The 25,960-nt window shown below is 32.0% G+C and carries 28 protein-coding genes; 19 read left to right on the top strand and 9 right to left on the bottom strand.

Annotated elements, in window-relative coordinates:
- The 7 genes from R9X47_RS10120 (at nucleotide 1) to R9X47_RS10090 (ending at nucleotide 7,581) form a co-directional block, all read left to right on the top strand.
- Complete coding sequence (locus tag R9X47_RS10120) at nucleotides 1–1,602, top strand: amidase family protein (RefSeq protein WP_432666684.1); 1,602 nt, start codon at nucleotides 1–3, stop codon at nucleotides 1,600–1,602.
- A 245-nt stretch (nucleotides 1,603–1,847) separates the two neighbouring features.
- The gene (locus R9X47_RS10115; RefSeq protein ID WP_432666683.1) at nucleotides 1,848–3,614 is read left to right on the top strand and encodes a glycerophosphoryl diester phosphodiesterase membrane domain-containing protein; all 1,767 of its coding nucleotides are present in this window, start codon (nucleotides 1,848–1,850) and stop codon (nucleotides 3,612–3,614) included.
- Nucleotides 3,615–3,650: 36 nt separating this feature from the next.
- Nucleotides 3,651–4,436 carry an AraC family transcriptional regulator gene (locus R9X47_RS10110; RefSeq protein ID WP_432666682.1) on the top strand — a complete coding sequence of 262 codons (786 nt, stop codon included), beginning with the start codon at nucleotides 3,651–3,653 and terminating at the stop codon, nucleotides 4,434–4,436.
- A gap of 80 nt (nucleotides 4,437–4,516) precedes the next feature.
- The gene (locus R9X47_RS10105) at nucleotides 4,517–4,924 is read left to right on the top strand and encodes a DUF2000 domain-containing protein (RefSeq protein WP_432666681.1); all 408 of its coding nucleotides are present in this window, start codon (nucleotides 4,517–4,519) and stop codon (nucleotides 4,922–4,924) included.
- A gap of 267 nt (nucleotides 4,925–5,191) precedes the next feature.
- A complete protein-coding gene (locus R9X47_RS10100) occupies nucleotides 5,192–5,530 on the top strand; it encodes a hypothetical protein (protein ID WP_432666680.1) in 339 nt (112 codons plus the stop codon).
- Between the two features lie 405 nt (nucleotides 5,531–5,935).
- On the top strand, nucleotides 5,936–6,736 hold the full coding sequence (locus tag R9X47_RS10095) for a helix-turn-helix domain-containing protein (protein ID WP_432666679.1): 801 nt from the start codon (nucleotides 5,936–5,938) through the stop codon (nucleotides 6,734–6,736).
- Nucleotides 6,737–7,014: 278 nt separating this feature from the next.
- Nucleotides 7,015–7,581 (top strand): nitroreductase family protein, encoded by a 567-nt coding sequence (locus R9X47_RS10090; RefSeq protein ID WP_432666678.1) that lies wholly within the window; start codon nucleotides 7,015–7,017, stop codon nucleotides 7,579–7,581.
- Nucleotides 7,582–7,648: 67 nt separating this feature from the next.
- On the opposite strand, the gene R9X47_RS10085 is transcribed toward R9X47_RS10090, so the two are convergent.
- From R9X47_RS10085 to R9X47_RS10075, 3 genes are all read right to left on the bottom strand, one after another.
- Complete coding sequence (locus tag R9X47_RS10085; protein WP_432666677.1) at nucleotides 7,649–8,170, bottom strand: NUDIX hydrolase; 522 nt, start codon at nucleotides 8,168–8,170, stop codon at nucleotides 7,649–7,651.
- Nucleotides 8,171–8,407: 237 nt separating this feature from the next.
- The gene (locus R9X47_RS10080) at nucleotides 8,408–8,965 is read right to left on the bottom strand and encodes a hypothetical protein (RefSeq protein WP_432666676.1); all 558 of its coding nucleotides are present in this window, start codon (nucleotides 8,963–8,965) and stop codon (nucleotides 8,408–8,410) included.
- A gap of 124 nt (nucleotides 8,966–9,089) precedes the next feature.
- Complete coding sequence (locus R9X47_RS10075; RefSeq protein ID WP_432666675.1) at nucleotides 9,090–9,617, bottom strand: GNAT family N-acetyltransferase; 528 nt, start codon at nucleotides 9,615–9,617, stop codon at nucleotides 9,090–9,092.
- 60 nt (nucleotides 9,618–9,677) lie between these two features.
- Here R9X47_RS10075 and R9X47_RS10070 point away from each other — a divergent pair, with 60 nt between their 5' ends.
- A complete protein-coding gene (locus tag R9X47_RS10070) occupies nucleotides 9,678–10,109 on the top strand; it encodes a winged helix-turn-helix transcriptional regulator (protein WP_432666674.1) in 432 nt (143 codons plus the stop codon).
- Between the two features lie 162 nt (nucleotides 10,110–10,271).
- Here the strand turns inward: R9X47_RS10070 and R9X47_RS10065 are convergent, their stop codons facing one another.
- Both R9X47_RS10065 and R9X47_RS10060 read right to left on the bottom strand, forming a co-directional pair.
- Complete coding sequence (locus R9X47_RS10065) at nucleotides 10,272–11,024, bottom strand: EFR1 family ferrodoxin (protein ID WP_432666673.1); 753 nt, start codon at nucleotides 11,022–11,024, stop codon at nucleotides 10,272–10,274.
- Between the two features lie 24 nt (nucleotides 11,025–11,048).
- Nucleotides 11,049–12,455 carry a PLP-dependent aminotransferase family protein gene (locus tag R9X47_RS10060; protein ID WP_432666672.1) on the bottom strand — a complete coding sequence of 469 codons (1,407 nt, stop codon included), beginning with the start codon at nucleotides 12,453–12,455 and terminating at the stop codon, nucleotides 11,049–11,051.
- A 179-nt stretch (nucleotides 12,456–12,634) separates the two neighbouring features.
- Between R9X47_RS10060 and R9X47_RS10055 the strand changes: the two genes are divergently transcribed.
- The 5 genes from R9X47_RS10055 (at nucleotide 12,635) to R9X47_RS10035 (ending at nucleotide 15,257) form a co-directional block, all read left to right on the top strand.
- The gene (locus tag R9X47_RS10055; RefSeq protein ID WP_432666671.1) at nucleotides 12,635–13,045 is read left to right on the top strand and encodes a CGGC domain-containing protein; all 411 of its coding nucleotides are present in this window, start codon (nucleotides 12,635–12,637) and stop codon (nucleotides 13,043–13,045) included.
- A 127-nt stretch (nucleotides 13,046–13,172) separates the two neighbouring features.
- Nucleotides 13,173–13,895: an RNA polymerase sigma factor gene (locus tag R9X47_RS10050; RefSeq protein ID WP_432666670.1), complete on the top strand. Its 723-nt coding sequence runs from the start codon at nucleotides 13,173–13,175 to the stop codon at nucleotides 13,893–13,895.
- Between the two features lie 114 nt (nucleotides 13,896–14,009).
- Nucleotides 14,010–14,447, top strand: a complete 438-nt coding sequence (locus tag R9X47_RS10045; protein WP_432666669.1) for an L-2-amino-thiazoline-4-carboxylic acid hydrolase — start codon at nucleotides 14,010–14,012, stop codon at nucleotides 14,445–14,447.
- Between the two features lie 225 nt (nucleotides 14,448–14,672).
- Nucleotides 14,673–14,921 (top strand): hypothetical protein, encoded by a 249-nt coding sequence (locus R9X47_RS10040; protein ID WP_432666668.1) that lies wholly within the window; start codon nucleotides 14,673–14,675, stop codon nucleotides 14,919–14,921.
- Nucleotides 14,922–15,059: 138 nt separating this feature from the next.
- Entirely contained in the window at nucleotides 15,060–15,257 is a 198-nt protein-coding gene (locus tag R9X47_RS10035; RefSeq protein WP_432666667.1) for a hypothetical protein, read from the top strand.
- A 141-nt stretch (nucleotides 15,258–15,398) separates the two neighbouring features.
- Here the strand turns inward: R9X47_RS10035 and R9X47_RS10030 are convergent, their stop codons facing one another.
- Nucleotides 15,399–16,061: a DNA alkylation repair protein gene (locus R9X47_RS10030; protein ID WP_432666666.1), complete on the bottom strand. Its 663-nt coding sequence runs from the start codon at nucleotides 16,059–16,061 to the stop codon at nucleotides 15,399–15,401.
- A gap of 79 nt (nucleotides 16,062–16,140) precedes the next feature.
- The gene (locus R9X47_RS10025; RefSeq protein ID WP_432666665.1) at nucleotides 16,141–16,674 is read right to left on the bottom strand and encodes a GNAT family N-acetyltransferase; all 534 of its coding nucleotides are present in this window, start codon (nucleotides 16,672–16,674) and stop codon (nucleotides 16,141–16,143) included.
- A gap of 295 nt (nucleotides 16,675–16,969) precedes the next feature.
- Between R9X47_RS10025 and R9X47_RS10020 the strand changes: the two genes are divergently transcribed.
- The 3 genes from R9X47_RS10020 (at nucleotide 16,970) to R9X47_RS10010 (ending at nucleotide 20,741) form a co-directional block, all read left to right on the top strand.
- Nucleotides 16,970–17,998 carry a DUF2785 domain-containing protein gene (locus tag R9X47_RS10020; RefSeq protein WP_432666664.1) on the top strand — a complete coding sequence of 343 codons (1,029 nt, stop codon included), beginning with the start codon at nucleotides 16,970–16,972 and terminating at the stop codon, nucleotides 17,996–17,998.
- Nucleotides 17,999–18,295: 297 nt separating this feature from the next.
- Complete coding sequence (locus R9X47_RS10015; protein ID WP_432666663.1) at nucleotides 18,296–19,522, top strand: FMN-binding protein; 1,227 nt, start codon at nucleotides 18,296–18,298, stop codon at nucleotides 19,520–19,522.
- A gap of 118 nt (nucleotides 19,523–19,640) precedes the next feature.
- On the top strand, nucleotides 19,641–20,741 hold the full coding sequence (locus R9X47_RS10010; RefSeq protein ID WP_432666662.1) for an FMN-binding protein: 1,101 nt from the start codon (nucleotides 19,641–19,643) through the stop codon (nucleotides 20,739–20,741).
- 120 nt (nucleotides 20,742–20,861) lie between these two features.
- Here R9X47_RS10010 and R9X47_RS10005 read toward each other — a convergent pair whose 3' ends face one another.
- A complete protein-coding gene (locus R9X47_RS10005; protein WP_432666661.1) occupies nucleotides 20,862–21,542 on the bottom strand; it encodes a Crp/Fnr family transcriptional regulator in 681 nt (226 codons plus the stop codon).
- Between the two features lie 203 nt (nucleotides 21,543–21,745).
- On the opposite strand from R9X47_RS10005, the gene R9X47_RS10000 reads away from it, so the two are divergent.
- Together R9X47_RS10000 and R9X47_RS09995 are read left to right on the top strand one after the other, a co-directional pair.
- A complete protein-coding gene (locus R9X47_RS10000; protein ID WP_432666660.1) occupies nucleotides 21,746–22,435 on the top strand; it encodes a YjjG family noncanonical pyrimidine nucleotidase in 690 nt (229 codons plus the stop codon).
- 325 nt (nucleotides 22,436–22,760) lie between these two features.
- Nucleotides 22,761–23,612 carry a pentapeptide repeat-containing protein gene (locus tag R9X47_RS09995; RefSeq protein ID WP_432666659.1) on the top strand — a complete coding sequence of 284 codons (852 nt, stop codon included), beginning with the start codon at nucleotides 22,761–22,763 and terminating at the stop codon, nucleotides 23,610–23,612.
- An 86-nt stretch (nucleotides 23,613–23,698) separates the two neighbouring features.
- Here R9X47_RS09995 and R9X47_RS09990 read toward each other — a convergent pair whose 3' ends face one another.
- Entirely contained in the window at nucleotides 23,699–24,979 is a 1,281-nt protein-coding gene (locus tag R9X47_RS09990; RefSeq protein WP_432666658.1) for a DEAD/DEAH box helicase, read from the bottom strand.
- A gap of 196 nt (nucleotides 24,980–25,175) precedes the next feature.
- Between R9X47_RS09990 and R9X47_RS09985 the strand changes: the two genes are divergently transcribed.
- Entirely contained in the window at nucleotides 25,176–25,817 is a 642-nt protein-coding gene (locus R9X47_RS09985; RefSeq protein ID WP_432666657.1) for an alpha/beta fold hydrolase, read from the top strand.
- The last annotated feature ends 143 nt before the right edge of the window (nucleotides 25,818–25,960 follow it).

Here is a 25,960-nt window from a genome sequence, read left to right as displayed (position 1 = left end):
ATGATTAAAAAAATATTGATTGGGATTTTTATCTTCATCATTTTATTAGGAATTGGAGGATATTTATTCTTGAAAAGTATACAAGGTGATGGTATGCAAATTGCTATGCAATATGAAAATGAGGTTATTTCAAAGTATAAAAGGGAATTAAATTTCTCGGATTTTAATGAAGGGTTAAAAAATATTTCAAAAGAGAAGATTGAAAAAATAGAATCTGTAGTCATAAATGAAAATATAGAGTATATACAAGAAGAGATATTAAAAGGCACATTTTCCTGTGAGGAGCTTGTACTATTTTATGTGAATAGGATAAAAATATATGATGGAAATTACAATTCAGTTATCCAACTTAATCCTAAAGCATTGGAACGAGCTAAAGAAATAGACGGAAAAATTCAAAATGGTGACGAGCTTGGCGAACTCTTTGGAACGATAATCCTGATTAAAGATAATATTGCAGAAGTAAATACTAATACTAGTGCAGGTGCCTATGTACTTAAGGATGTTAAAACGAAGAGAGACTCATTTTTAGTGAAAAAACTAAAGGAGTCAGATGGAATAATTCTCGGCAAAGTAAATTTAAGTGAGTGGTCTAATTTTATGTCTATGCCATCGAGTAATGGTTTCTCTGTTTTAGGAGGGCAAACTAAGAATGCATATGGTAAGTATGATGTAGGGGGATCAAGTTCGGGATCAGCAGTTTCTGCAAGTTTAGGATTTGCATCGATAACCCTTGGATCAGAGACCTCAGGTTCACTGATCTATCCAGCAGGACAAAACTCAGTGGTTGCAATAAAACCAACCTTGGGGCTTCTAAGTAGGGATTTAATTGTTCCTATTTCTGAGGCACAGGATACTGCTGGTGTTATTGGAAGAAGCGTAGAAGATGTATATAAGGTATTTAAGAGCTCAATAGCCTATGATGAGAATGATCCTCTAGGAAAGCATGTTAAGGAATTTAATATAGAGGATATGCAAAAGGGCTTAGACAAGAACTTCTTAGCTGGTAAGAGAATAGGAATACTCAAGGAAGATTCCGAGAGAGCAAGTGAATTGAAGAAGGAACTACAAGAGGCTGGAGCAGAAGTTGTTGAAGTTAGTATGGATACCATGGGAGACGGTATTGATATGATGTCAGTACTACTCTATGGAATGAAAGAGGATGTGAAAGCACTCTTAAGCCACAAGGATGTTATCAGTGAGTATAAATCACTAAAGGATATAGTAGATTTCAACAAAACTGATTCAAAAGATCGTAAGCCCTATGGTGATGAACTGCACCAACAGGCACTAGAGACAGACTTGAGTAAAGAAGAGTACGAAAAAATTGTAGCTGAAAATAGAAAAGTTGCAGGTTCGATTATTGATAATGTTATGAGAGAGAAGAATATAGAGGTAATAGCATCCTTCAGTAATGAACTTTCAGGGATATACGCACCGGCTATGTATCCTGCGGTAACAGTGCCAGCGGGATATAAAGAGGATGGAGAGCCGTATGGAGTAACTTTTGTTGCCTCTTTGAATGAGGATTATAAACTTTTAAATATTGCGTTTTCTTATGAGCAAACAACGCTCCATAGAAAAAATCCTAAGATTAAGTAAAAGTGTGGGGAAGCATAGACGATAGATAGGATAATAAAGAAAATAACAATTATGGGGGAAGTAGTTTTAAGATAAGCTTGTGATTGACTGCGATTACAAGCTTATCTAATTTTAATCTTAGAAAAATATTGGTTGTGTAACTAGCTATATATGTTAAAGTATATTGAGGGGAATATTCCGTTATTATTAGGAAAGTCTTTGATGCAAATTTAGAATAGAAGTTTTGGTTTTTTGGAGGTATATTAATGAAAGTGTTTTGGCGTGAATATAAAGAAATTATACAGGTTTTGAGGATGAATCTTAGCAGATTTATAAAATATCAGATTGCTACAAAGTTATTATTAGGGATAATTCTAGTTCCGTTTTTTAACTGGTGTTTCAACAGTCTTATGAGAAGCAAAGGATATTCTTATATTACCAATGGACTTGTAAAGAAATTCTTAATTTCCCCTCAGGGGTTACTATTGGTGATTTTGGGAATAGCCTTTGCTTTGGTGGTTGTACTCATCGACCTTGGAGGACTAATTGTCCTAAGTTATCAAGCTCTTAATAAAAAGGAAGAGAGCAGTTTTTATCAAATTGCAAAATATAGCATTCAAAAGATAAAGTATCTAGCAGGTTTAGATGGACTTTTTATTGTTTTTTATCTAATGTTAATTGCACCGATGATTGATAGTAACTTGAAAACCAGTATATTAAAGCAATTGAAGATACCCGGATTTATTATGGATGTTATCTTGTCTAAAACGTCCTATACAGTTTACTTATCTCTTGCGATCATTATTTTCGTGGTATTATCTATTAGGTGGATGTTTTCCATACACGTTATTATGCTCAGTGATAATAAGGAAAAACATGCTTTTAGAAAGAGTGGTAAACTAGTTGAAAGAAATATTAAATATATTTTCAAGCGTTCATTAGGTATAAACCTTATTAATTTAATCATATTAGTGATATTGATCTTGTTATCTTTATTAGTTTCTATTGCTTTACTGTCATTCACAAAGGGAGAATATGTTGAGGTTGTCGTTACTGTTTTATTTAGTATAGGGCTACTGATTTTATTTGCAGCATCTTTTATAATTACCCCGTTTCAAATATTACTTTTAACGAAGCTTTACATTAACATTCAAGATGAACCAATACCAGATATTAAATTAGAGGGTAATAAAAAAAGGAATTTTATTGATAAAATAATTGTGAATAAAACATTTTTGATAATAATTTGTGTTATGAGTATTGTAGTTACGTCTTTCTTTGTTTATGTTTTTTATGAGGTCCTTGAAAATACAAAATATAACGTAGACATCACAGCCCATAGAGGAAGCTCAAAGGATGCTCCTGAGAATACTCTAGCGGCTATTGATGCGGCTATTAGTAATGGTGCTAGTTATGCTGAGATAGATGTACAAGAAACAAAGGATGGTAAGATCATCCTCCTTCATGATAAAAGCTTTTTGAGAACAACCGGTGTTAATAAATCGGTTTGGGAAGTGACTCTAGAGGAAGTTAAAGATATGGATGCTGGATCCATATTCGATGAGAGTTTTAAAGGCGAGAGAATCCCCACTCTTGAAGAAGTTATTGAACACTCTAATGGGAGAATTAAGCTTAATATAGAAATAAAGACAAATGGTCATGAAAGTAATCTAGTTGGTGAGGTTGTAAGAATTATTAAGGAAAAAGAGTTGATTGACGCCTGTGTTGTCACTTCTCTTAACTATGAGGCTTTAGAAATGGTTGAAAAATTAGAGCCGAGAATCAAAACGGGTTATATTATGTTTATAGCCATTGGCGATTTAGAGAAACTGAATGTGGATTTTTATAGTGTAGAAGAGTCTAATGTGAACGATAAATTCGTTGAAAAGGCACATTCCATTGGTCGCGAAGTTCATGTCTGGACAATCAACACACGTGAAAGCATGGAAAATGTTTTGAAGTTAGGTGTAGACAATATTATTACCGATAATGATAAGATGTTAAGTGATTTAATAAGGGATAAGAATCAATAATATCGTGAATCTATATATTTTTACAGGGTGGTGCTTATGAAAGGGATAGAGTATTATAGAGAAGAGTCATTTGATATGATTGAAGTTAAAACCTGTTGTGATGACTTACATGCATACAAAAGCCATCTTCACCATGAGTTGTCCATTGGATATATAAAAAAAGGTTCAACTATACTAAATGTTAATGGAAAAGACTATTATATGGAAGCTGGTGAGGCTGTGATTATATATCCATATATAAGCCATATATGCCAGCCTGTAGATATCAATAATTGGGAGTTTACAATGATTTATATAGATAATGAGTTTTGCAAAGGAATTTTTGATAATTCAGCAGTGAAGAATTCGATTGGAATAAAAAGATTAGGCGATGATGAATTCAATAAAATTAAGGACCTTTCGAACTTTCTAAAGACTAATATTAGTCGATTCGACAAGGAAGTGGAATTAACAAATACACTCAATGAATTATTCAGTAAATGTGATATAGACATACAATTTCAAAGCAGTAAAAAAATAAGCCTAATAAAACATTATATTGAAGAGAACTTTCTTAATACTCTTAAGCTAAAGGATATGGAAGAAGAATTTGAGATTAATAAATTTTCCCTAATCAGAAATTTCAAAAGTAAGTTTAATACGACACCAAATGCTTATCAATTGCAGCTCAAAGTTGACTATGGAAAAAAACTACTTAAAAACAGTAACAATATAGTTGATATTGCTCTAAAGGCAGGTTTTTACGATCAAGCCCATTTCACAAAGGAGTTTAAAAAGTCCTATGGTGTAACGCCACTTCAGTATTATAAAGATATTCACTAGTTAAGTATCAATATTGTACAATAAAAGCCATAATAATACCTTTATAATTTTGTTAGAAAAGCAAAATAGGAGGTATTAGAATGAAATGTGTAATGATAATTGACAAGGATTTGCCTATAGGACTTATAGCAAATACTGCGGCTGCCTTAGGCATTAGCCTTGCTAGCGAAACAAAAGGTTTAAAGGGAAAGCAATTAAAAGACAAGGATGGTAGATCACACGAGGGGATCACAAATATTCCTATACCAATATTGACCCTATCTAAGGAAGAATTAAAAAATAAATACGATGAAATACTAGAAAAGAAGGATCAAGATTTTAAAATAATAGGATTTAATGATGTGGCGCAAAAATCTCTGAGTTATGATGACTATGAAATGAAGCTCGCATCAAGTGACAAGAACCAGATAAATTATCTAGGGTTATGTATTTACGGACCAAAGAAAAAGGTTAATAAGTTGACTGGTAGTCTAAAAATGTTAAGATAAACATACTTCTAAATCTCATAGTGTCAATATACTATGAGGTTTTTTATATTTATAGCTTTTTCTAGTTTTTATTTTTGTTATTTCTGTTAAAGCTTATTATAAAAGAGTGTAATAGCAATTAATTTTGTAAAATCCAGTAAACTGCAATTGAATTTGATAAAGAAATGGAAAAAAAATTTTGAAACCTTTTGAACGGAAAATGTGTCTAATAGTTGTAGGAATGAAATTAAATGGTTGTACAAAGCATACCTTATAGAGGAGGTTATTATGGGTTTTTATTCATTTATTGATTATGCACTAAATTTCGGATTGCCAGGTTTGATTATTGGAATTGTAGCTTTTTGGTTTTTAACTAAGAAAGTAGATGCCGAAAAGCGTGCTAAATATTTAAAGATAAGTTCATATATTTTTATCACGCCATTTATATTGGATATGATCATCTTTGGACCTACATCATTACTTTCGGTAGCTATTTACGGGTTAATTGGGTTAGCTGGATTAATACTAGCTGGACTATCGATAAAAGAGAAACAATGGTTATCGTCTGTATTATTTTTAGCACCTATGGTTTCTACTCTTGCATTGATGATAATCTTAGGTCCTTAATTTGAGTAGGTTAATAGAAACTAGAGAAGGTATAACTATTAAAATTAGTTTTCAAGATAGCTAAATGAAATGTAGGCTGAGTTCTTAGTCGTATGATATGTACTTAGAACTTTAATTATAATAACTGCTATAGATAAGCATGATAAAATAAAGGTACCAGAAGATTTAAATAAAGTTATAAACTTTTTAGAATAGGTGGGGTTAGGATGTCATATATTAATGCACTGGAGAAGGCGTTAGATTATATAGAAAAGCATTTAAATGATGACATTGACTTATCTATTGTTGCTAGAGTGGCGCTGTTTCGACTGCAATCTTGACGGAATAGCAACTCCATCCCAGGTTTTATCACAAAACTACAGTGTGGACGGAACATCTTTGTTCCTTGTTTGAGAGGTGAAATATTTGTTTCTTAATAAATCGTATAATGATAAAAAGGGGTTTATATATTACTGGTACGGAGCATCAATGCTCTTATTGAAATCCCTAAGATCAGAAATGCATAGGCACTATCCTGTTGAAATATACATTGGATTGGATGAGGAATTTGAAATCAACTTTGGTGATGGATGGAATGAATGTAGAGCCGTGGTAATTGATTCTAATCAGTCACATCAGATAGTTGGAGGTAGGGGATGTATTGCTTTATTTCTTTTGGACCCCAATCTTTATAATCTTAATAAAATTCAAAATGGAATTTTTAATGATAGAGAATATTTTAAACCTGACACTAAGCTTATTTTCTCATCGGTAGAGAAAATAAACAGATTCAGGACTCGTCTCTGTACATGTAGTGATGCTAAAGATCTTACAGATGAACTTGTATATTCGCTTTTTAATATTAATTCTGGCAATAAGAAAATTGACTCTAGAATAAAGAGATTATTGAGTATACTTAATGATATTCCTGAAAAGAAAATATCTTCTCGGGAGCTAGCTCGGTTAGCAGGTCTATCCGAGAGCCGCCTTGCACATCTCTTTAAAAAAGAAACGGGAACTCCAATACGTAGGTACCTTCTATGGTTAAGACTCAGAGAAGCAATAAAAATAATATTAAAGGGTGAATCATTTACAACTGCTGCCCATGAAAGTGGTTTTTCTGATTCGGCTCATTTAAGCCGAACTTACAAAGAAATGTTCGGAATTTGTCCATCGGATCTACTGAAGTCATATCAATCTATTGAACTTATATCTTCATTTGAATAATTTATCATAGCCCCATAAAAACATGAAAATAGCAGGTTTATTCAAGTAATATTATTCTTGTTAGTATATATTATTTATTAAAAATACTCAGGCTGTTGACAAACCCGAATTTCTTCGTTGTTGCTTCAAGCAAGAACCCTTACGTATGTCCGTATACGCTTCGGTCTCTTGATTTCAGCACGCCTCGAACTTCAGATTTTTCAACAGCCTGCCATCTTGTTGACTTTGTCAACAATCTGAGTATTTATTAAAAATACTGTTTATGGGAGGCTTTAAATATGATGAATTATGAAGAATTACTTTTAAAAAGACGTTCTATTCGAAATTTTATTGACAAGGCAGTATCAAATGAAATTATAATGAAAGTAATTAAGGAGAGCATATATGCACCGAGTTCAGGTAATGAGCAACCGTGGAAGTTCATAATTGTAAATGATAAACTATTGATGAAAAGAATATCTGACGAAGCTAAAAGAAACATTCTTAAAAGGATAGAATTAAATCCTAATGACTATGCTAAAAAATATGAGAAGATGTTGAGGGATGAGAACTACAATATTTTTTATAATGCTCCGTCCATGGTATTTATTATTGGAGAAAAAAATTTAAAAAACATGAAGATTAACTGCTCTCTTGCTGCCAGCTACTTTATGATGTCGGCAGCTTCTCGTAATCTTGGAACATGCTGGATTAATTTTGCAACTGATATTAAATCATCAGAAATGCTAAGCGAATTGGGAATTACCGATGACTTTGAAATCGTAGCTCCTATTATTGTAGGATATCCCGCTAAAATACCAGATATGCCAATAAGGAAAGAACCAGAGATTTTGAAGGTAATCTAATAAATGCAATAGATAAGGACGGTTTGAAGTAGCCTAACGATAAGGATTACTAAAACCGTCCAATGTATTATAAAAGCTCTTTTGCTATAAGTTCAAGAACAAGGGTTTCTCTTTCAATGGAGAGTCCCATAGAATCTTCCTTTGCTGCAATAACTTCTTTATTATGTTTTATGGCATCATGAATATTAACCCAAACCGGTTCAGATCCATTATTAATTTCATATTCTTCGGGACTTGCTTCTCCAAGTTGTTTTTCAGCACTACATACAAAGAAATGGGAGAGCATATGAACTATATCGTATCCCTCATAATAAGTAGGTCTAAACTCCTCATAAACACCAAAGTCATTTAATACCTCTATGTTTTGGGCTCCAGTTTCTTCATGAAGTTCTCGAATTAGACCTTCTCTTATATTTTCACCATCATCAACGCCACCACCAGGGAAACTGTAGTCGTTATATCTTTTTGTATATATCATTAGGATGTCCTCATTATCTAATATAATCCCTCGAGCAGCTGTTCTTTCAAAAATTATAGGATCCACTGCTGTCTTAAAACTTTCGTGGATATATTTATTAATCAACCTCATGTATTAATCTCCAATCTAGATACTCTATTTTTTTTACCTACAACATTATACCAGATATATATAGTTACAGGTAAATCTTAATTTATACATATCAAAATATACGATGTTTCTGGGGAGTTTTGACGTGAATAAATTAAAGTTTTGACTGGAATCTCTATAGTAACGGAGTAACAAGAGGTGATTTAAAATTAATTGTTGCAACGAGTAGGTAAAACATAAATATCTGAAGGTTTTAGATTATACATTATTTTTTCTAAGTGACAAAAAAACACCTGCAATAGCCGACCCAACTACATTGAAAATTAAATCCAAATTAATATCCTTTACACCATGTTGAGTCTTAGTTTTCATAAAAACATCTAAAATAAATTCTATATTTTCAAGAAATACACCAACAGTAACGCCTATAGATGTTACCATTATAAAAGTATATATCTTAGACTCATGTGAAATTCCTATAGTCAATTCTAGTATTGAGGAAAAGAACAATGCAAATGAGAAAGTACCAAACAAATGCAACATCTTGTCAAACCATATTATTGTTTTATACATATTAAAATACTGTCCAAATATGTTATGCAATAGGACTGTTATAATAACTAATACCCTTATATATCTTTTCACCTTAAATTTATTTCTTGATTCTAAATAATTTAGAAGTAAATAGCCAAAGTATATGACAATTGAATTATAGATAAAGTTATATTCTCTTCTAACTAAAAATCCCATTGCAGCTAAAAACAAAGTTATTGTTAAGAAAACTGCTTCAGGACTTAATCCATTGTTTTTCTTCATAAAGGTAACCTTCTCTATTTATATCTTTAAAATTGAACAAAGGTGAGAGAAATTACTTCTATCCAATATTTTTTACAGTTATGATTTATCAATACAAGGTAATTTAAGGTTAATGATTTTCAATTTAAGTATTCCTTAATACGGTAATAAAACCATCGAGTATCTGGTGACTGATTTTGAAACCTTTACCTTGATAGAATTTTAATGCATTATCGTTACCGTTCGATACAAAGATAAATAAGTCGCTTATCGACTCAAATGAGTTTAACCAATCCATAGACTTTTCAAACAAAGCAGAGCCGATTCCGATATTACGATATCCTTCTTTTATATAGAACTGAGAAAGACATCCTACTTCATCATTTTTTACAGAATCAAGGTCGAAAAAGGTAGCAAAATCGTTAGAATATGACTTCTTTGATGAAACATTGCTATAGACATATCCAACAACTTCATCCCCATCTTTAGCCACAACTATATAGTTAGCATTAGCACTTTTAACAGATGGAATCATTCTAGTTTCAAAGCACATGCCATCAAACAACTCAGTACGTATATAGGATAAAGATTTTTGATAAGTCATTAATTCATTACATAAATCCTTAATGCAAATAATATTATCATCGGAAATAACCTCATAATGTATACTCATATTAATCTCCCTTTCTAAAAAAAGTTGAAAAACATATTTGATTGATCAATCAGGTTTGATATGATTATATCAGTTACAATTATAATAACAAGTATGCAGTATTTTCTGTTTAAGGAAGAAAAAACTGAGTATTGGAGTGATTTCATGAGTGAGAAGGAATTATATAAAAGCGGTCTAGACAATTGCCCGTTAACCTTTGCTTTGAATCTAATTGGCGGAAAGTGGAGACTACCTATAATTTGGGCATTAAGTAAAAATGGGACTATGAGATATAACGAATTAAAAAGAAGTATTGATGGAATTACCAATATGATGCTAACACAATCACTAAAGGAATTAGAAATGAATGGTATTGTGAATCGGAAGCAATTCATGGAGGTACCACCCAGGGTTGAGTATTCACTGACTGATAATGGAGAAAATCTCATTCCAGCCCTGAAGTCACTAGCTAGTTGGGGCAATAAAATGAAAGATAGTGATAATTTGAAATAAACAAAATAGGAGGATTCTAGTGTATTGCAAATAAAAGATATATTAGAGTTGGCCTATTGTATCCAAGATATAGGAGCTTTATATATGGAAAACTCAATAGACGAAGTAATAGAGCCAGCATCAATAGCATAACGCTGTGGATGCTGACTCTTATATTGTAACTTAATTATTGGCTTCAATTATTTCTTTTAGATCAACATGTATATTTTTAAATCTTGCGGTTCCTCTCTCTCTTTTGATTTTAATAGCTTTTGTAGGACAGAGATTTACACAGGCTAGACATTCATCACAATTATGATTAAACTCTGGTTTCGTGTTAACACTTATATTATTAACTGGACAGACCTTCTCGCATATTTTACATGAAGTACAACTGTCTTCTACTAGAAATTTTTTATCATTTTTTCCGGTTTTTTTACTGTAAATGAATTGTGCTGTAGTGGTGAGTGTTTTTTCCAGTACATTTTTTTTGAGGATAAATTTTTTTGACATGTTAATATCCTTTATGAGTGATTCTAAATGCTCATCAATGTTTTTACTTTCTTCTTTTTCAAGTTGTTTTGCTATATCAAAAAAGGGAAGGTAGTTATCTATCATTAAAAGTTCGCTACCATAGGATATTTCAATGCCCTCTTTTTCAGCCGTTTTCTGAAAGTGGCTAATTCCGGCTGCGCCTGAACTTCCATAGGTCATAATAGCGAAAATGTAATCACTATTAAGTTCGACTTTTTTTAGAAATTCCTTTACAATCCTAGGTGTTCCTGCAAAGTAACATGGAAAAACTATTCCTATTTTCTCATCTTCAAAGCTTAGATTCTTTTCTTTTAGCACCTTTGGAATAGAGTAAAGCTCTCCACCAAGCTTTTTTGCTACATATAAACTATTACCTGTTGACGTAAAATAAAATATTTTCAAATTATCCCATCCCTTCGATTGAAATTAGTTATTGTTTAAAACATGCCCAAGTAGTTCTATACCGTTGTTGATTTGATCATGGTTTAGTCCACCAAAGCCTAATAAAACCACAGGATACTCTAGAACATCATGGTTTACCCAGTATTTTGAAGCCGGATATATCTTCACACCAGCCATTTTTGAACTTTGAATAATAGTATCTTCGTCCATGCCATTAATGATTTCTAAAAGTATATGAAGGCCAGCATTTCCTCCAATTAGCTTAATATTTTTATGTAGATGCTTTTTTATGGCATTCATTAATACAGTATGCTTCTTGCTGTAAATTATGCGCATCCTTCGTACATGTCGATCCCAATATTCATTAGTCATAAATAATTGAAGGATATATTGATCTATTCTTGATGTTGTTTGTTCATACTTGTAGATGTCATCTTTATATGTTTTTAAAAATGACTTAGGCAAAACCATATAACTCATACGTAAAGAAGGTGCAAGGAATTTCGAAAATGAGCCAAGGTAAATAACAGATTCAGAATCATCAAGTCCCTGTAAAGAAGGGATGGGCCTACCGCTATATCTAAATTCACTATCATAATCATCTTCAATGATGAAGCTTCCGGTGTTTTTAGCCCATTTTAGAAGATTTTGTCTCCTAATAATAGGCATTACTATTCCAGATGGAAACTGATGAGAAGGGGTAATATATACAAGCTTTGAGGAACTCTTTTTTAATGATTCTAAGCAGATTCCATCTTTATCAAGGGGAATTGATGTTATTCTAAAGTCGTTTTTTTGAAAGATGAGCTTAGCACGTAACCATCCAGGATTTTCAATTGCCATAGATTTATTATTGGGATCTGTTAATTCACATATTAATTGTAGGGAATGCTGAGTACCAGAGGTGATTATTATTTGATCAGCTGTACATAATACACCCCTTGATGTTCTGAGGTACTTTGCTATTTCTTCTCTTAATTTTAGCTCTCCCTGTGGATCTCCATATTGAAGGAGTTCTCCATTAGAGGATTGTAAGGTTTGAGAAGTCAATTTTCTCCATAAATTAAAATTAAAGCTGTCAATGTCGATAGCTCCATACTTAAAGTCATATGCAATATCGGTGTGAGTTGGAAGGTTACAAATATTTGCTTTACTATAATTCGATGGAGGGAGCAAGCTTTCTTCAATCTCTAAAACATACATACCGCTTCTTTGTCTACTTTCTATATAACCTTCAAGCAACAGTTGTTGGTAAGCATTATCAACAGTGATTTTACTAACACCTAGATGGTCTGCTAGATATCGAATAGATGGTAGCTTAGTGCCTTTTTCTATTCTATTGGTTTTTATTTCTTCTCGAATATATGTATAAAGCTGTATGTATAATGGTTTTTCAGAATTTTTATCTAGTTTAAGAACTATATCATTCATAACTAATCTCCAAACTGTACCTATTGATTAATTGATATTTGTATCTATAAGTATATACAGCTTTATGATACATTATTATTAAACTAAGTTCAAGGGGATGGTAAGTTAAGTCGTTAACCATGGTTTGAAGGTAGATCCTAAAATGAAATGGAGAATAAATATGAGGGGGCAGAAAGGATATGAATGGTAAGTATGTTGTAATTATTCAGTGTGACATTGCACATAGGAGATGTAGTGGTTTTGCCTGTACAAATGTTTTTTATAACAAGGAAGGGATGTTTGAAAATTATGATAATGAAACAAAATACATTTCTTTTACCTGTGGTGGATGCTGTGGAAAAAGTGTAGCAGCAAAATTGGAACACTTTGCTAAAAAGTCTAGGAAAGCCGACAATCTAAATAAGGATGATGTTGTCATTCATTTATCTTCCTGTATGGTAACTGACAATCATCATTATGATAGATGTCCTCATGTTGACTATATTAAGAGTATTATTCTTAAGAAGGGATATAAAACTGTAGTTGAGGGGTCCTATTTAAGTAAAAGGGCAACACAAAAAAGAGAAGAAGGTATATATAATTCTTATTAATATAGTATTGTACATTTGGAAGGTATTACGTTAATAGGAGCAACCTTGACAAAGGCTGGACTCTATCATAGATAGACATCACTGTAAAAATGAGGTAAGATAAAGAAAAAAATTCTGTGGTGATGACATGTTTGAGGATATTAAGAATAGGGAAAGAAGAGTGGATAGTTTACAAACATTAACTGACAAAATAGCTGAAGAATATGGTAATATGGTTTCGGCTATATGTAGGAGGATGATTCAAGACCAAAATTTAGCTGAAGATGTAGCTCAAGAAGCGTGGATTCAGATAATTAAAAGTATAGATTCCTTTAAAGGGAAATCTAAGCTATCTACATGGATATATACAATATGCTATAGAGTGATAAAGAAGCACTGTGAAAAGGAAAGAATTTATACAACAGAATTTTTATCATATCATTTCAGATATGGAAGATTGGAAGTTCCTGAAAATATAGATTATGATCATTCTATATGGGTCAAAGAGATGTGTGATAAATGCCTTACAGGAATTTTACACTGCTTGGACAATGAAAGTAGATTGATATATTTGCTTAGAGATGTAGCACAGTTAGAATATGAAGATATAGCAATTATAATTAATAAAAAGGAAGCAACAATAAGAAAGCTAATATCTAGGGCGAGAAAAAAATTAAAGAATTTTCTAGAAGATGAATGTATTCTGTTCAATCCCTATGGAAAATGTAATTGTAGAATGAAAGAATTAGTAAAGAATATAGAGCTTGAGGATGAATATGCTAAGATAAGAAGAATGGCAGTAAAGGTTAATTTCTTCCTAGCATCAGAAGAAGTACTACCGGGTAAAAATTTTTGGGAAAAATATATTTAATCCAAAATTTTCATGAATAATTTGGATTTAGTTCATATAAAAGCTGTCACAAAACCATAAAAAACTCCACTAATATTATTGAAAGAAAAAATAAATATTATTGGAGGTTTTTTTATGAACTCAGAAATGAGATTAAAAATTTTAGAAAATGTTTATGTCTCTGTGTTGGTAGATTCAATTTATCATTTTAGTAGGCAGGGAGTATTAGACAAAGTGACAGAGGATAAGAGAAGGATGCAGATACTCATGGGGAAAAAACAGGTAGAGCAATTTAGAATGACTAAAGCAGAGGATGTATTTATTGTACTGAGTGAGGTCTTTAACTGTGCATCATGGGAAATAGAACAGACTGATAAAGGTTTTGAGGCAAAAGCAAAGACCTGTAGACTATGTGCTTATGCTAAAAAACTAGAAAGTGAGAGTCCGTGTAATATCTACTGTTTAAATCCAATGGAAGGAATGATCCAGGGAATCAATCCAAAGCTAAAATTTGAAGTTAGTGAAACTTTATGGAGTGGAAAAAAGTGTAGAGTTAATGTGAGTAGGAAATAAATCTAAAATAAATAGAAAAATGAAATAATGAAATCTACAGATATTGTATTAGGTACCTTTTAGGAGGATGATATAAGTTTGAAAGGTAATTGATTTAAAAATTTCCTAGGGGATATTAAAAAAAATTCTAATTTTTCACATTCCTATCACAATTCATTTGTACTATATGAGTAAGAAAAGATTTTCAAAGCATATAGATATCAGATAGATGGAGGATGAAAAATAATGAACTGTGTAGGCGATACTCTAGAGAAACTAGTACAAGATCTAAAATATATATTTAATATAACTGCTAAGAATGCAGCAAGGGTGATGAAGGATGCACAATACACAGCGGAAGATGTAGAAAGGGCCATAAGGAAAGTTTATAATGCCCCTGACGGAGTTGTAGCTGATGCGTTAGATTATGCTGGATATAGTGCTAAGGAAATAGAGAATTCACTAATAAAGGATCAAGGTACTCGAACTTACTAAATTAATTAATGTATATAAGAAAATTACAAATACATTAATTGATATACATTATTTTTATGCCGTTTCTATCATTGAACTAGTTTTGGAAATCACAAAAATTTATTCTGAATAGGCTTATGAATTAAGGAGGGAAGAAACTTGTATACCAACGAAAAAGAAATACCAATGAAAGCTGCAGTTGGAATAATATCAACTATATTATTAATAGGGATAGTAATAGGTGTAATAGTTCTAAATTCTATAACTAAAGATATGAGTAAAGAAGAAGGCTTAATAAAAGAATTTAGTATAGAAGTGAAAAATTCAGAAAGAAATATTCATAACTTTGAACTTTAGATTTTAGATTAGAAAAAGGTGTCACTATATGATTTTATTGACACCTTAAAAAACTATGGATTCACTTTAATTTTTATAGAACAAAATTAATTTTCAATATTTTATCTATAAGATTATGTAGGTTCTAAACTTAATATATACTTATTTCTCCATTAAGGAAGATTTCAACTTTTTATCAAACTTTTCTAATGCATATCTAAAAGACACTCTTGGCATATTAGTTTTATTCATTATTAAGTATTGATAAACATTATCAGGTTCGATCTGGGATAAAACCTTTAACATCCAACCATAACCTTTTAATACAAGATGGTGGTCATCATTCATTAAAGCATCTGAAATTAAAAAAGGATCAATGTTTTGATACTTATTATGTTTAATAGGATAGATTAAGATAACGGCAGATGCACGCCTTACAAAAAAATCAGGATGATCAGTCCATTTAAGGACATGGGTGAATAAATCATTATTCTGGCTTAATAATTCGCCAAAAGCATGAGTACAAAAGTCATCACAATCTCCCCAACCAGTAACATACTTTTTCAACCAACTTTCAAATATGGAAAAAGTCTCATGATTATATTGTTTTCTAACCCTGTAAGCCCAATCGTATGCAATGACACCTAATGCCCATTCTCGTTGAGCAAGTAAATCTTCACAAATTGTAAGTACATTATCGATACTTTTATCTTCTAGAGTTCTATATAACGTTGAAGAAATTGACCTAACTTTTCCAGTCTTTAGACCATTTTCTTTTGATGAATTTTCAAGACGATTCATTGCTTCAGATACAATGTCAATCATTTAAATCCCCGCTTTCTATTTTAAAGATAAAGGCTTTCGGCTTGTAATCACTTTATGGAGGAGATATCTCTTGTATCATCTAGAGTTTTCCATACAAGAAACTATCATAATATTGATTTTCAATATAGTGATAATCCCTTAGACGTCCTTCTAATTCAAATCCATTTTTCTCAAGAACACGACATGATCCAATATTAGGGGCAGCTACCTGGGCGTGTAGTTTGTGAAGACCTAGTATATTAAAGGCAAAGTCACAAACGAGTTTAGTTGTTTCTGTAGAAAAGCCCTTTCCCCAAACATTTTGATGAAAAACATATCCAATTTCAGCGTGCTTTGCTGTGTGATTAAAATTAAATATCATGGCGGTACCAACTACTTTATTTGTAGATTTATCAATTACGTTTGCATATATATGGCTACCTACCGAGTCTCTCTTTATCATTTCCTCCACATAGGCTGTTGTTTCTTCTAGGTTATGGGTCAAAGGCCATCCAATAAAACGAGATACTTCAGAATCAGAAGCAAAGCTATGAATCGCTTCACTGTCTTCAATTGTCATTTGCTTAAACCTAACCTTTTTCCCCTCTAAAGAATAAAACAATTTATTGCTCACTTAAATACCTCCTATCTTTAGTAAGAATTTGCTCATGGGTATTACTGTTGGTATTATTATACTAAATAAACAACTACAATGCGATGGTTTCTATCAACTATTGGTCCTTGCTAATAATATATTTTCTAGTATTCTTTACGGAAGAGGGTGAATCGACAAAATAAGACAAAGGAATTTTATGGATATCAATAGAATTATAAGTTATAGAAATAGTAACAAATTGTTTATATTTTGATTTCTTAAATAACTCGAAGGCATGGGGTATTTAAGAAATATAGAAAATGGGGGTAATTGCATGAAATGTACTAAAAAGCAGATCTTGATAATGGTTTTACTTACAGCATGTGTACTTTTTCTAACAAATTGTGATGCGTCAAATGGATCTCAAAAAGGGGAAGAAGTGGTTAAGAATAATGAGACTACTAAAACAGAAGAAGTAGTTAATGATGATGGGACGATTGATACAAAAGAAGTAGCTGAGGACAATGAGGCTTCTATGCCTAAAAGTCTTAGCGAAGAAGAAGAAAAACTCAAGGAAATATTGATTGATATAAGAACGAAGAAGTATGCTATAGATGAGAGTACCGATGTAGACTATATCATAGAAGAAATGATAAAGTATATTGGAACTACTGATAGCACATTAAGAGATGACTTAATATATTTAACATTTGACAATTGGTTGTTTAAACTAGAGTCAAACCAGGTTAAAAATGTACTGGCGTCATTGTTAGCCGAAGACAAATTAAAATATAAGGTTGGGGAAGAGGGAACCGATAGTGTATTTACTAGAAGTTTTTCTGTCTTAGTTATAGATTCAATTTTACGCTACAATGTCAATGGAAAGTATTTGACAGACGATGACATAATTAATGTACATAATGAGATAATGGACTATATGAGTAAAGAAAAGGACCATAGAGGGCGTGTTGGTAAAAAGGGATGGGCCCATGCAGTTGCCCATTCAGGAGATGCCCTTCGTACCTTGGCCAAATATGAAGTGATTGGTAAAGAAGAGTTGAAAGAAATGTTAGAAGCTATAAAAAGTAAAGCAGTGATTGATAGTTATGAATACACTGATGGAGAAGAAGGAAGACTGATAGATGCTATAAAGAGTATTTTGTCAAGACAGCTTATAGATGATGAAAGCTTAAAGGAATGGGTTGGAAGTATAATTGATTATGAAAAGACAGCAAATGGAAATACTATTATTCAGTCTAACGTTAAGGACTTTTTAAAGAGTTTGTATTATGCAACTAAGTATATGGAAGAGGGCAAGGTAGTAGGGCCTATGATTGAAGAGTTTTTGCAAGAAAATAAATAGAGGTTAGCTAAAAAGATGTTGATATCTGCAAAATCATAGAGATATTTTTTGATAGTGCAATTAAGGGTAGTTTTCTTTGAGAAAGCTATCCTATTTTTGAGTTTGTTTTTAGGAGAAAAATCTAGTCAAAATGAAGTTGATAGATTGTCAAGAAATAGTTTTTGTATTTTTTGATACAATTTTATATGGGAATTAATGTTGACAAAAATTTCTCAATGAGATAAAATACCAATTGAGAATTATTTTCAATTTATTGGTTTAATAATTCAATACGAATAAAAAGGGGAAATGATTAAAATGCTTAACAAAAAACTTATTTTAGTAACATTAATAGGTTTACTCGTATTTGGGGTGCTTGCGGGTTGTACTAAAAGTCAAGATGTATCACAGGAGCCATCAGAGTTAACCTTTGAGGAATGGGCAAGCCAGGAGCCTGTATGGCCAGAATGGGCTGAGCCTATCGAAGTAGAAATAAATGAAGAAACTATGTATGGACCAACCTCTGTAAGAAAAACCTTTGATTTAGAAACGGCTAGAGAGAATATAGCTAAAATGCGTTATTTAGTAGAAAATAGTGAAGATACAGATGAATATCCATATCATAATATCTGGAAGAGTAACCTTGGTAGTGGTTTATTAAAATTAGGGGAAAATCATCTTGCATATCATTATTTAAACGAGATAGTAAATCTTTCTCCAGAAGCAAACTATGGAACAGAGAAAGTAGATGAAAAAAAGGTACCGAAGCCTATAGGAGATAAAGCTAGAAAAATCGCACATGGTAGGATGTTAAAGGCAATTGCAAAAGCTGGATATGCTGATGAAGTAATGTCTAGATATGGAGAATTTGACTATCAAGCAAATGGAGAAGTATTCTCTTGGCAGCTGACTTCTGCAGCTTGGGCAATGGGCATTATAGGTGAAGAGGAAGAAGCTTATAAACTTTTTGAGTATAGTGTTACTCCAGAAAACTTTGGAGATCTGTATCCTTGGCAAGCTAGTTCGAATGTACTTGATGCCGCTTCATATGCATATGCAAAAGGTGACTATGATAAGGTTCTTGATTTTACTGAGAGATTAATTTCAGAAGGAATTGACTCAACTAGTAAGGCATACTTTCTTGACAATGACATTAAAGAAGGTCGTAAAGCAAAGTACTTTAATCGTCATTGGAAATCAAGCTATAAGTTAGCTGAAGGTTTTAGAAAATTAGCAACAAGAGCAAAGAATGGTGAAGTTCCAAGCTTTACAGATTTAAAGGATGGAGTGTATACTAGTAGTAATACAGGCTATATGTTAACACCTATTGAAGTAACTGTAACAGTAAAAGATGGAAAGGTTACGGATATAAAGGCTACTCAAGAAGATCCTAAAGATGATAGACCAGGAACGGGCCTTGAGTCATTGCCGCCAAGAATTGTTGAGGCACAATCCTTAGAGATAGATAGTATTTCATCAGCAACAATCTCTAGTGAATCTATTAAAATGGGTGTAGCACAGGCTCTATTAAAGGCTAAGAAGTAATATATATAATCCGGGATAATTATTGCATAAAATAAAAAAATTATTACTAAATTTACATAGGCTAAGAGGGTGCAGAGAATATTATATTTAAAACACCCTCTTTTGCAATGAGGTGAATATGAAAAAAATCGGTCTTATTAGAAAAATAATTCAAGCTATTGCTTTTTTACCGATAACCGTAATAGCACTTAATAACCTAACCTATTTTTCTGTATCTATACTTATACTTACAGCAATAGGGGGAGCTTTTTATTGTGGGTATCTATGTCCTTTTGGTTTTTTACAGGAGATAGCGTCTATTATAGGTGATAAACTCAAGATTAAAAAGAAAACTGTATCACCTAAATTGGATTCTGTCTTAAAGCTAATTAGATATATATTGTATATATTAGTTGCTGTGCTAAGCATAGGAGTTGTTTTGAGTCTGTTAAGATATGATGCTAGAAGTAATCTGTATTTAGTTTTGATTGGTAAACAGATTAGCTATGGAATGATTATTAGTATTATAGTATTTTGCTTTCTGTCACTTTTCTATAAAAAACTTTTCTGTAAGTACTTTTGTATAAAAGGTGCTCAGTATGGATTGCTTAGTATCTTTAGGATTTTGAGCATAAAAAGAGATGTCAATAAGTGTGTGAACTGTAAGCTCTGCGATAGAGCTTGTGAGATGGATATAGCCGTTTCGACCTGTGATTCTGTCAATTCTATGAACTGTATAAACTGTTTTGAGTGTATAAAAAAATGTCCTAAAAAGGGTGCTTTGACCTTTAGTGTAGTGCAGCAAAATGTTTTAAAGAAAAAAGTCGCTTTTGCTATATTAATAGGAGTCATCTGGGCTGGTGTATCTTATTCAAGTTATTTTTTCCAAACGTCAATAGTAGATAAAAATGTGAATGACTCCTCAGCAAATACAGTTGTAGAGAAAAAAACTAAAGAGCCAGAAATTGATAATGCTACTTATTATACTGGAGAGGCAGAAGGATATAACGGTTTAATTAAAGTTAAAGTAGGTATAGAAGGTGGGGTTATCACCAAGGTATCTATAGTAGACCACGATGAAGATTGGGATTGGTTTACAGCAGCGAAAGGTCCCATAATAGATGCAATAATAGAGAAACAATCTGCTGATGTTGATATTGTAAGTGGTGCTACTTTTACATCAACGGGTATAATAGAAGCAGTAAAAAAAGCACTTGTTGAAGCAGGAATTGATAAATAAAAATGGGATGTTTCGATCGAAACTAGACAATAAAAGGACACTGAACAATGAGAAAATATCTCTAGTTTAGTGTCCTTTTACTTTAGTGAAACCTCCTAGCTGTAAATAGCATTATAGGAATTAAATATACAGATTCTTAGATAATTCCCTAAGCCTATCTTCGTCTAATATGTATATTGTTTTATTGTCACATTTTATAATCGATCTTGATTCAAGTTCATTAAAGGTTCTATTTAGATGCCTATAGGTTGTTCCTAAGAATTGAGCAATTTCATTAAAGGGTGAATTCAAAATTATATAGTTCTTATCTGTTATATGTTCAACTAAATAGCTAGATAATCTATTTATAACTGGATAAACAAGGTTGTATGAACTATTATACATAGTTGCATAGAGTTTATCACTTAAGGAATTTATCATATGGCGCAAGAACTTTGGATTATCTAAATAGGTTTTTCTAAGTATATCTGAGGGTATTGCAATTAAAAAGCTGTCTTCTATTGCTTCAACATTACAGCGTATAGGAATATTATTTAAAAGCTCTGAATTTCCTAATGTATTGAATTCTTTATAAAACTTTAAAAGAATCGATTTACCGTTCTCAAAAAGATAGGAAATTTTAATTTTTCCTTCTACAAACAGATAGTAGTATTCAAGATCAAATTCTGCTTTTAAAACGTATTCGTCTTTCTTATAAAAATGAAGTTGTGCATATTTTAAAATATCTTTATCAAATATATTTTCTATATTATACTTAACAATATAATGGTTCAAAAGCTTATCATTCAAAATTTTTTTCATTAATTCACCTCGTTAACAGGACATATGTCATATGTATATTCATATAAATATGATAATTTATTTGTAAAGAGCTGTAAAGGTTTTAACGTCCCAAATTTAGTAAAACCGTTACTATGTTACAGGTAGAAAAAGTAACTAAAGTAATGACACTTTGAAGATTAATAAATTTTAAGGTGTTATGACTATATATGAGGAGGGATATTATGAAGTACGATATTATAATATTTGATGCAGATGAGACTTTATTCGATTTTAAGAAGTCTGAAAAAGATGCATTCAAAAATACTATGCTTGAATTTGATATAGAATATGATGAAAACCATCATCTGAAAATCTATAAGGAAATAAATACGGCTATATGGAAAGAGCTGGAGGATGGGCTTATTACTCAGAAGAAACTAAAGATTGAAAGATTTAAGAGATTGTCAGATAGATTAGAGGCAAGATTTGATGAAGGAGAATTTGCTAAATCATATATGAATCATCTATCCCAAGCATCCTTTTTATATGATGATAGTATAGAGCTTGTAGAGAGTTTACATAAGAATTATAGACTTACTATAATTACTAATGGTCTTAAGATTGTTCAGGATAATAGAATAAGAAAATCTACGATAGCAAAATACTTTGAGGATATAGTAGTATCCGAAGAAGTTCAGGTATCAAAGCCAGATCCTAAAATATTTGAGATCGCTCTAGATAATATAAAGCATGCTGATAGGAGCAAGGTATTGATAGTAGGAGACAGCTTAACCTCTGATATACAAGGTGGTATAAACTTTGGTATAGATACCTGCTGGTTTAATCCTAATAAGCTTGAAAATAGAACAGGAATAAAACCTACCTATGAGATTTCCAATTTAATGGAGCTGAAAGGTATACTTGAAAAATAGATATAAACTATAGGAAGGCTTGGATTTGCTAAAGGAGAATCTAGGTCTCTTTTTATCACATTGAGATGTCGCGGAAGAGTTATAACCCAATGCTTTTTCAACAGTCTCAAAGATTTTTAATGACCGTATTGTAAATGAAAAAGGTATAGAGAAAATAAAGTTTGTGGATTATAATGGATATACAAGAAAAAATTGAAATAATTCGATATTAAATAGCTTATAAGCATAAAGTCTAGTAGCTGAAATCTGTAAGGTCGACCTTGGGAAAATTGAACTTACAAAGATTATATGATAGAAGTGTTAAATATTTTAGGGGGATATAGATATGTTAATGACAAATCCTATTACTTATGTGCTGTATGAATATGGTTATGATGGCAGTGAAAACATCTATGAATATTGGACGGAGAACAAAAAAGATATCATAGAGTATCTAAATGAAAAGAGACCAGAGATTCTTCAAAAGGGTAATCATTTAGAGGAATTTGAGATAAAGGTGCGATGGGGATCTCCTATAGGTGTATTGATGAGATTTGAGATTCGAAAAATGTTTAGGAAATCAACAGCTGGAGCTGTGCTAGATTTTAAAAATATCCAGCTTAAATATGGGAATAGATTATATAGCTTAGAGGATTTTTCGAATTTATATCCCTGTAATAGAAAGAATGCTTCAAAAAAGATTGACTTGAGAGGAATTGGCATTATAAATAATGATATAAAAAACGTAACTATTAAAAATGTGGATATGGCATATGTATCTTTAGATAGCACATCTATGACTAATGTATGTTTTAGTGGGTGTAACTTAGATCATGTAAGGTTTTGCCGTGGCGAACTGATAGATTGTGAGTTTGATAAACAATGCTCCATGAGTTATATAGATTTTTCTGGTACCTATATTAGGTCAGTATTTGATGCACCAATTGATCATCCTATTATTACAAAGCTACGTAAACGCGATATCTTAGATATATTGATGGGAAGCAATCCACGTTGGAGACCTTATTCCGAAGTATGGGGAACTTCCTTTGTTGAGCATTGTCAGGTAGAGAATATTTGTGGATATATCCCTAGACTACAAGCGGTATTGGATGAAACCTATCAGGTAAGTAGTGCCAGTCTACTACGACGAATTGAATTTATGCTTCAAATATTGATAAGTCCACTGGAGTTTTAAATACATTCCGAAGATTCAACATCCTCAAAAACGTTGGCTGTTAAATCTCCAGAATGTGAGATGTTTACCGTATTATATGTAAATGATTATTTCTTGCGAAAATTCTTTTTTGCATTATTCTTACTAAATGATTTTCCTTTTTTATTATGTTTCTTAGAATGGTGATTTTGTGAGGTTTTACTGTTCTTAGATCGCTGTGTTGAGTAATGCTTTTTCTGTGAATTTACAGATTTAGATTTCTGAGTTGATGTATCCTGTTCTTCTGATACACGTATACGATCAATTTTCATGCTGATAAAAGCTTCAATAGCCTCGAGGCGTTTTGAATCCTTTTGAGTAAAAATGGTGTAGGTTACACCGCTATTTCCAGCACGTCCTGTTCTACCTATTCTATGGACGTAGTTTTCAGGTTCGTCAGGTAAATTATAGTTGAAAACATGGGTTACACCTTCTACATCAAGCCCCCGTGAGGCAACATCCGTTGCAACCAAGAATTTTATCTCATTATTTTTGAAAGCAGTCATAACAAATTCTCGTTTGGATTGTGTAAGTCCTCCATGGATTGCTTCTACATTAAATCCTGTAGCAAGCATTTCTTCATAAAGAGAGTGGGTTCCCCTTCTAGATCTACAGAAAATAATAGCTTTGTTCGGATGGTTTTCTTTTAGGATTTTAATGAAGTCATTAAATTTTTTTCTGTTAGATGTTTCCACAACAAATTGTGCAATATTTTCAAGTGTTACTTGTTTTTTTGGTGCCTGTACATACTTTGGATTAATTAGATACTTTTTTGAAAATTTATCAACTGTATGGCTAATAGTTGCTGAAAAGCATAGTGTCTGTCTATTCTTTGGCAACTGACTGAGGATAGCGTCAATTTCTTTCTTAAAGCCGATATGGAACATTTGATCAGCTTCATCCACTACTAATGTTTTTAGTTGGCTAAAATCAATCGTTCCCCGTCGTAAATGATCCAAAATTCGTCCAGGTGTACCTATAACTAATTGAATATCGCCTTTTAGCTTTATAAGTTGTGCATTGACGTCTTGTCCACCATATGCTGCAAGTATATTCATAGGTTTTATTTCAGCGAGCTGTCTTGCAACTTCAGTTATTTGAATAGCAAGCTCACGAGTTGGGGTGATAACTAGACCCTGAATATTAGGGTTTTCAAGATCCACATTTTGAAATATTGGAAGAAGGAAGGCAAATGTTTTGCCTGTCCCAGTTTGAGCTTCAGCAATTAAATCCTCACCAGCTAAAGCTAGAGGGATGCTTAAGGATTGAATTGGTGTTGGTTCAGTTATGGATTGACATTCGAGAGCATATACAAGATCTCCCTTAATTCCTAGTTTATAAAATGACATAATTTATATTCCTCACGTTCCAAGTTGGTTTAGGTTAAATACACTACCCAGATTATATCAGAATTCATTAAGAAGTGTAATTAATATTTTACTAGTTTTCACTGAAATATCTATGGACCAATTTACCTTATTATTAACATAAAGTGATATAATATGAAGATAGTTTTTCTTAACAGATTATATAAAGGAGAATATTATGAGCCAATATGAAAAAGTATGTGTAGATAATAATTTAAAATATCTACTATATTTACCTGAGGATTATAGTGATAATAAAAAATGGCCATTAATTTTATTTTTACATGGTATGGGAGAACGAGGAGAGAACTTGGAGTTAGTGAAAAAACTGGGTTTACCTAAATTGCTTGAAACTAATAAAGAATTTCCCTTTATTGTTATCTCACCTCAATGCCCGGATGAATCCTATTGGACTAAACATGTTGACGATTTATACGAGTTGGTGGAAGCTATAAAAAAAGAGTATGCTGTTGATGATAGTAGAGTTTATCTTACAGGTTTAAGTATGGGAGGATTTGGAACATGGTCTTTGGGGGCAAAGTATCCTAATGAGTTTGCTGCAATTGCACCAATTTGTGGAGGGTTAGAGAATACAGAAGAAGCTAAAAAGCTTAAGAATACTCCTGTTTGGGTTTTTCATGGTGCTAAGGATCCAATAGTTCCACTTGAATCTTCGCAGGTTCTTGTAGATAGGCTAAGAGAATATGGTGGCGATGTACAATTCACAATATACCCAGATTTAACTCATGATTCTTGGACGGTGACATATGATAATCCGGAGCTGTATAAGTGGTTTTTAAAGCATAGACTAGGCAAATAGCTTGAGAAAGAAAACCTTTAGAGTCAGATATGAATAATTTACTATATGACAAGTTATATTAATTAATGTAATATATAATTTACGAAAAATCTATTACATTCTGGAGATTTACCATCCTCAGAAACGCTGGCTGTTAAATCTCC

The sequence above is a fragment of the Wukongibacter baidiensis genome (assembly GCF_050888315.1).
GTDB lineage: Bacteria > Bacillota > Clostridia > Peptostreptococcales > Caminicellaceae > Wukongibacter > Wukongibacter baidiensis.
Note: the sequence above shows the minus strand (reverse complement) of the source record. Positions and strands in the feature narration are given on the sequence as shown.

What these genes read in the sequence shown, in the direction of transcription:
- R9X47_RS10070 (WP_432666674.1), top strand. Translation starts at nt 9,678, where the DNA reads ATGATTATATCAGTTACAATTATAATAACAAGTATGCAGTATTTTCTG.
- R9X47_RS10060 (WP_432666672.1), bottom strand. Translation starts at nt 12,455, where the DNA reads ATGAATGATATAGTTCTTAAACTAGATAAAAATTCTGAAAAACCATTA.
- R9X47_RS10015 (WP_432666663.1), top strand. Translation starts at nt 18,296, where the DNA reads ATGCTTAACAAAAAACTTATTTTAGTAACATTAATAGGTTTACTCGTA.
- R9X47_RS10030 (WP_432666666.1), bottom strand. Translation starts at nt 16,061, where the DNA reads ATGATTGACATTGTATCTGAAGCAATGAATCGTCTTGAAAATTCATCA.
- R9X47_RS10005 (WP_432666661.1), bottom strand. Translation starts at nt 21,542, where the DNA reads ATGAAAAAAATTTTGAATGATAAGCTTTTGAACCATTATATTGTTAAG.
- R9X47_RS10075 (WP_432666675.1), bottom strand. Translation starts at nt 9,617, where the DNA reads ATGAGTATACATTATGAGGTTATTTCCGATGATAATATTATTTGCATT.
- R9X47_RS10110 (WP_432666682.1), top strand. Translation starts at nt 3,651, where the DNA reads ATGAAAGGGATAGAGTATTATAGAGAAGAGTCATTTGATATGATTGAA.
- R9X47_RS09990 (WP_432666658.1), bottom strand. Translation starts at nt 24,979, where the DNA reads ATGTCATTTTATAAACTAGGAATTAAGGGAGATCTTGTATATGCTCTC.
- R9X47_RS10105 (WP_432666681.1), top strand. Translation starts at nt 4,517, where the DNA reads ATGAAATGTGTAATGATAATTGACAAGGATTTGCCTATAGGACTTATA.
- R9X47_RS10115 (WP_432666683.1), top strand. Translation starts at nt 1,848, where the DNA reads ATGAAAGTGTTTTGGCGTGAATATAAAGAAATTATACAGGTTTTGAGG.
- R9X47_RS09995 (WP_432666659.1), top strand. Translation starts at nt 22,761, where the DNA reads ATGTTAATGACAAATCCTATTACTTATGTGCTGTATGAATATGGTTAT.
- R9X47_RS10055 (WP_432666671.1), top strand. Translation starts at nt 12,635, where the DNA reads ATGAATGGTAAGTATGTTGTAATTATTCAGTGTGACATTGCACATAGG.
- R9X47_RS10000 (WP_432666660.1), top strand. Translation starts at nt 21,746, where the DNA reads ATGAAGTACGATATTATAATATTTGATGCAGATGAGACTTTATTCGAT.
- R9X47_RS10085 (WP_432666677.1), bottom strand. Translation starts at nt 8,170, where the DNA reads ATGAGGTTGATTAATAAATATATCCACGAAAGTTTTAAGACAGCAGTG.
- R9X47_RS10090 (WP_432666678.1), top strand. Translation starts at nt 7,015, where the DNA reads ATGATGAATTATGAAGAATTACTTTTAAAAAGACGTTCTATTCGAAAT.
- R9X47_RS10050 (WP_432666670.1), top strand. Translation starts at nt 13,173, where the DNA reads ATGTTTGAGGATATTAAGAATAGGGAAAGAAGAGTGGATAGTTTACAA.
- R9X47_RS10080 (WP_432666676.1), bottom strand. Translation starts at nt 8,965, where the DNA reads ATGAAGAAAAACAATGGATTAAGTCCTGAAGCAGTTTTCTTAACAATA.
- R9X47_RS10045 (WP_432666669.1), top strand. Translation starts at nt 14,010, where the DNA reads ATGAACTCAGAAATGAGATTAAAAATTTTAGAAAATGTTTATGTCTCT.
- R9X47_RS10040 (WP_432666668.1), top strand. Translation starts at nt 14,673, where the DNA reads ATGAACTGTGTAGGCGATACTCTAGAGAAACTAGTACAAGATCTAAAA.
- R9X47_RS10100 (WP_432666680.1), top strand. Translation starts at nt 5,192, where the DNA reads ATGGGTTTTTATTCATTTATTGATTATGCACTAAATTTCGGATTGCCA.
- R9X47_RS10120 (WP_432666684.1), top strand. Translation starts at nt 1, where the DNA reads ATGATTAAAAAAATATTGATTGGGATTTTTATCTTCATCATTTTATTA.
- R9X47_RS10020 (WP_432666664.1), top strand. Translation starts at nt 16,970, where the DNA reads ATGAAATGTACTAAAAAGCAGATCTTGATAATGGTTTTACTTACAGCA.
- R9X47_RS09985 (WP_432666657.1), top strand. Translation starts at nt 25,176, where the DNA reads ATGAGCCAATATGAAAAAGTATGTGTAGATAATAATTTAAAATATCTA.
- R9X47_RS10010 (WP_432666662.1), top strand. Translation starts at nt 19,641, where the DNA reads ATGAAAAAAATCGGTCTTATTAGAAAAATAATTCAAGCTATTGCTTTT.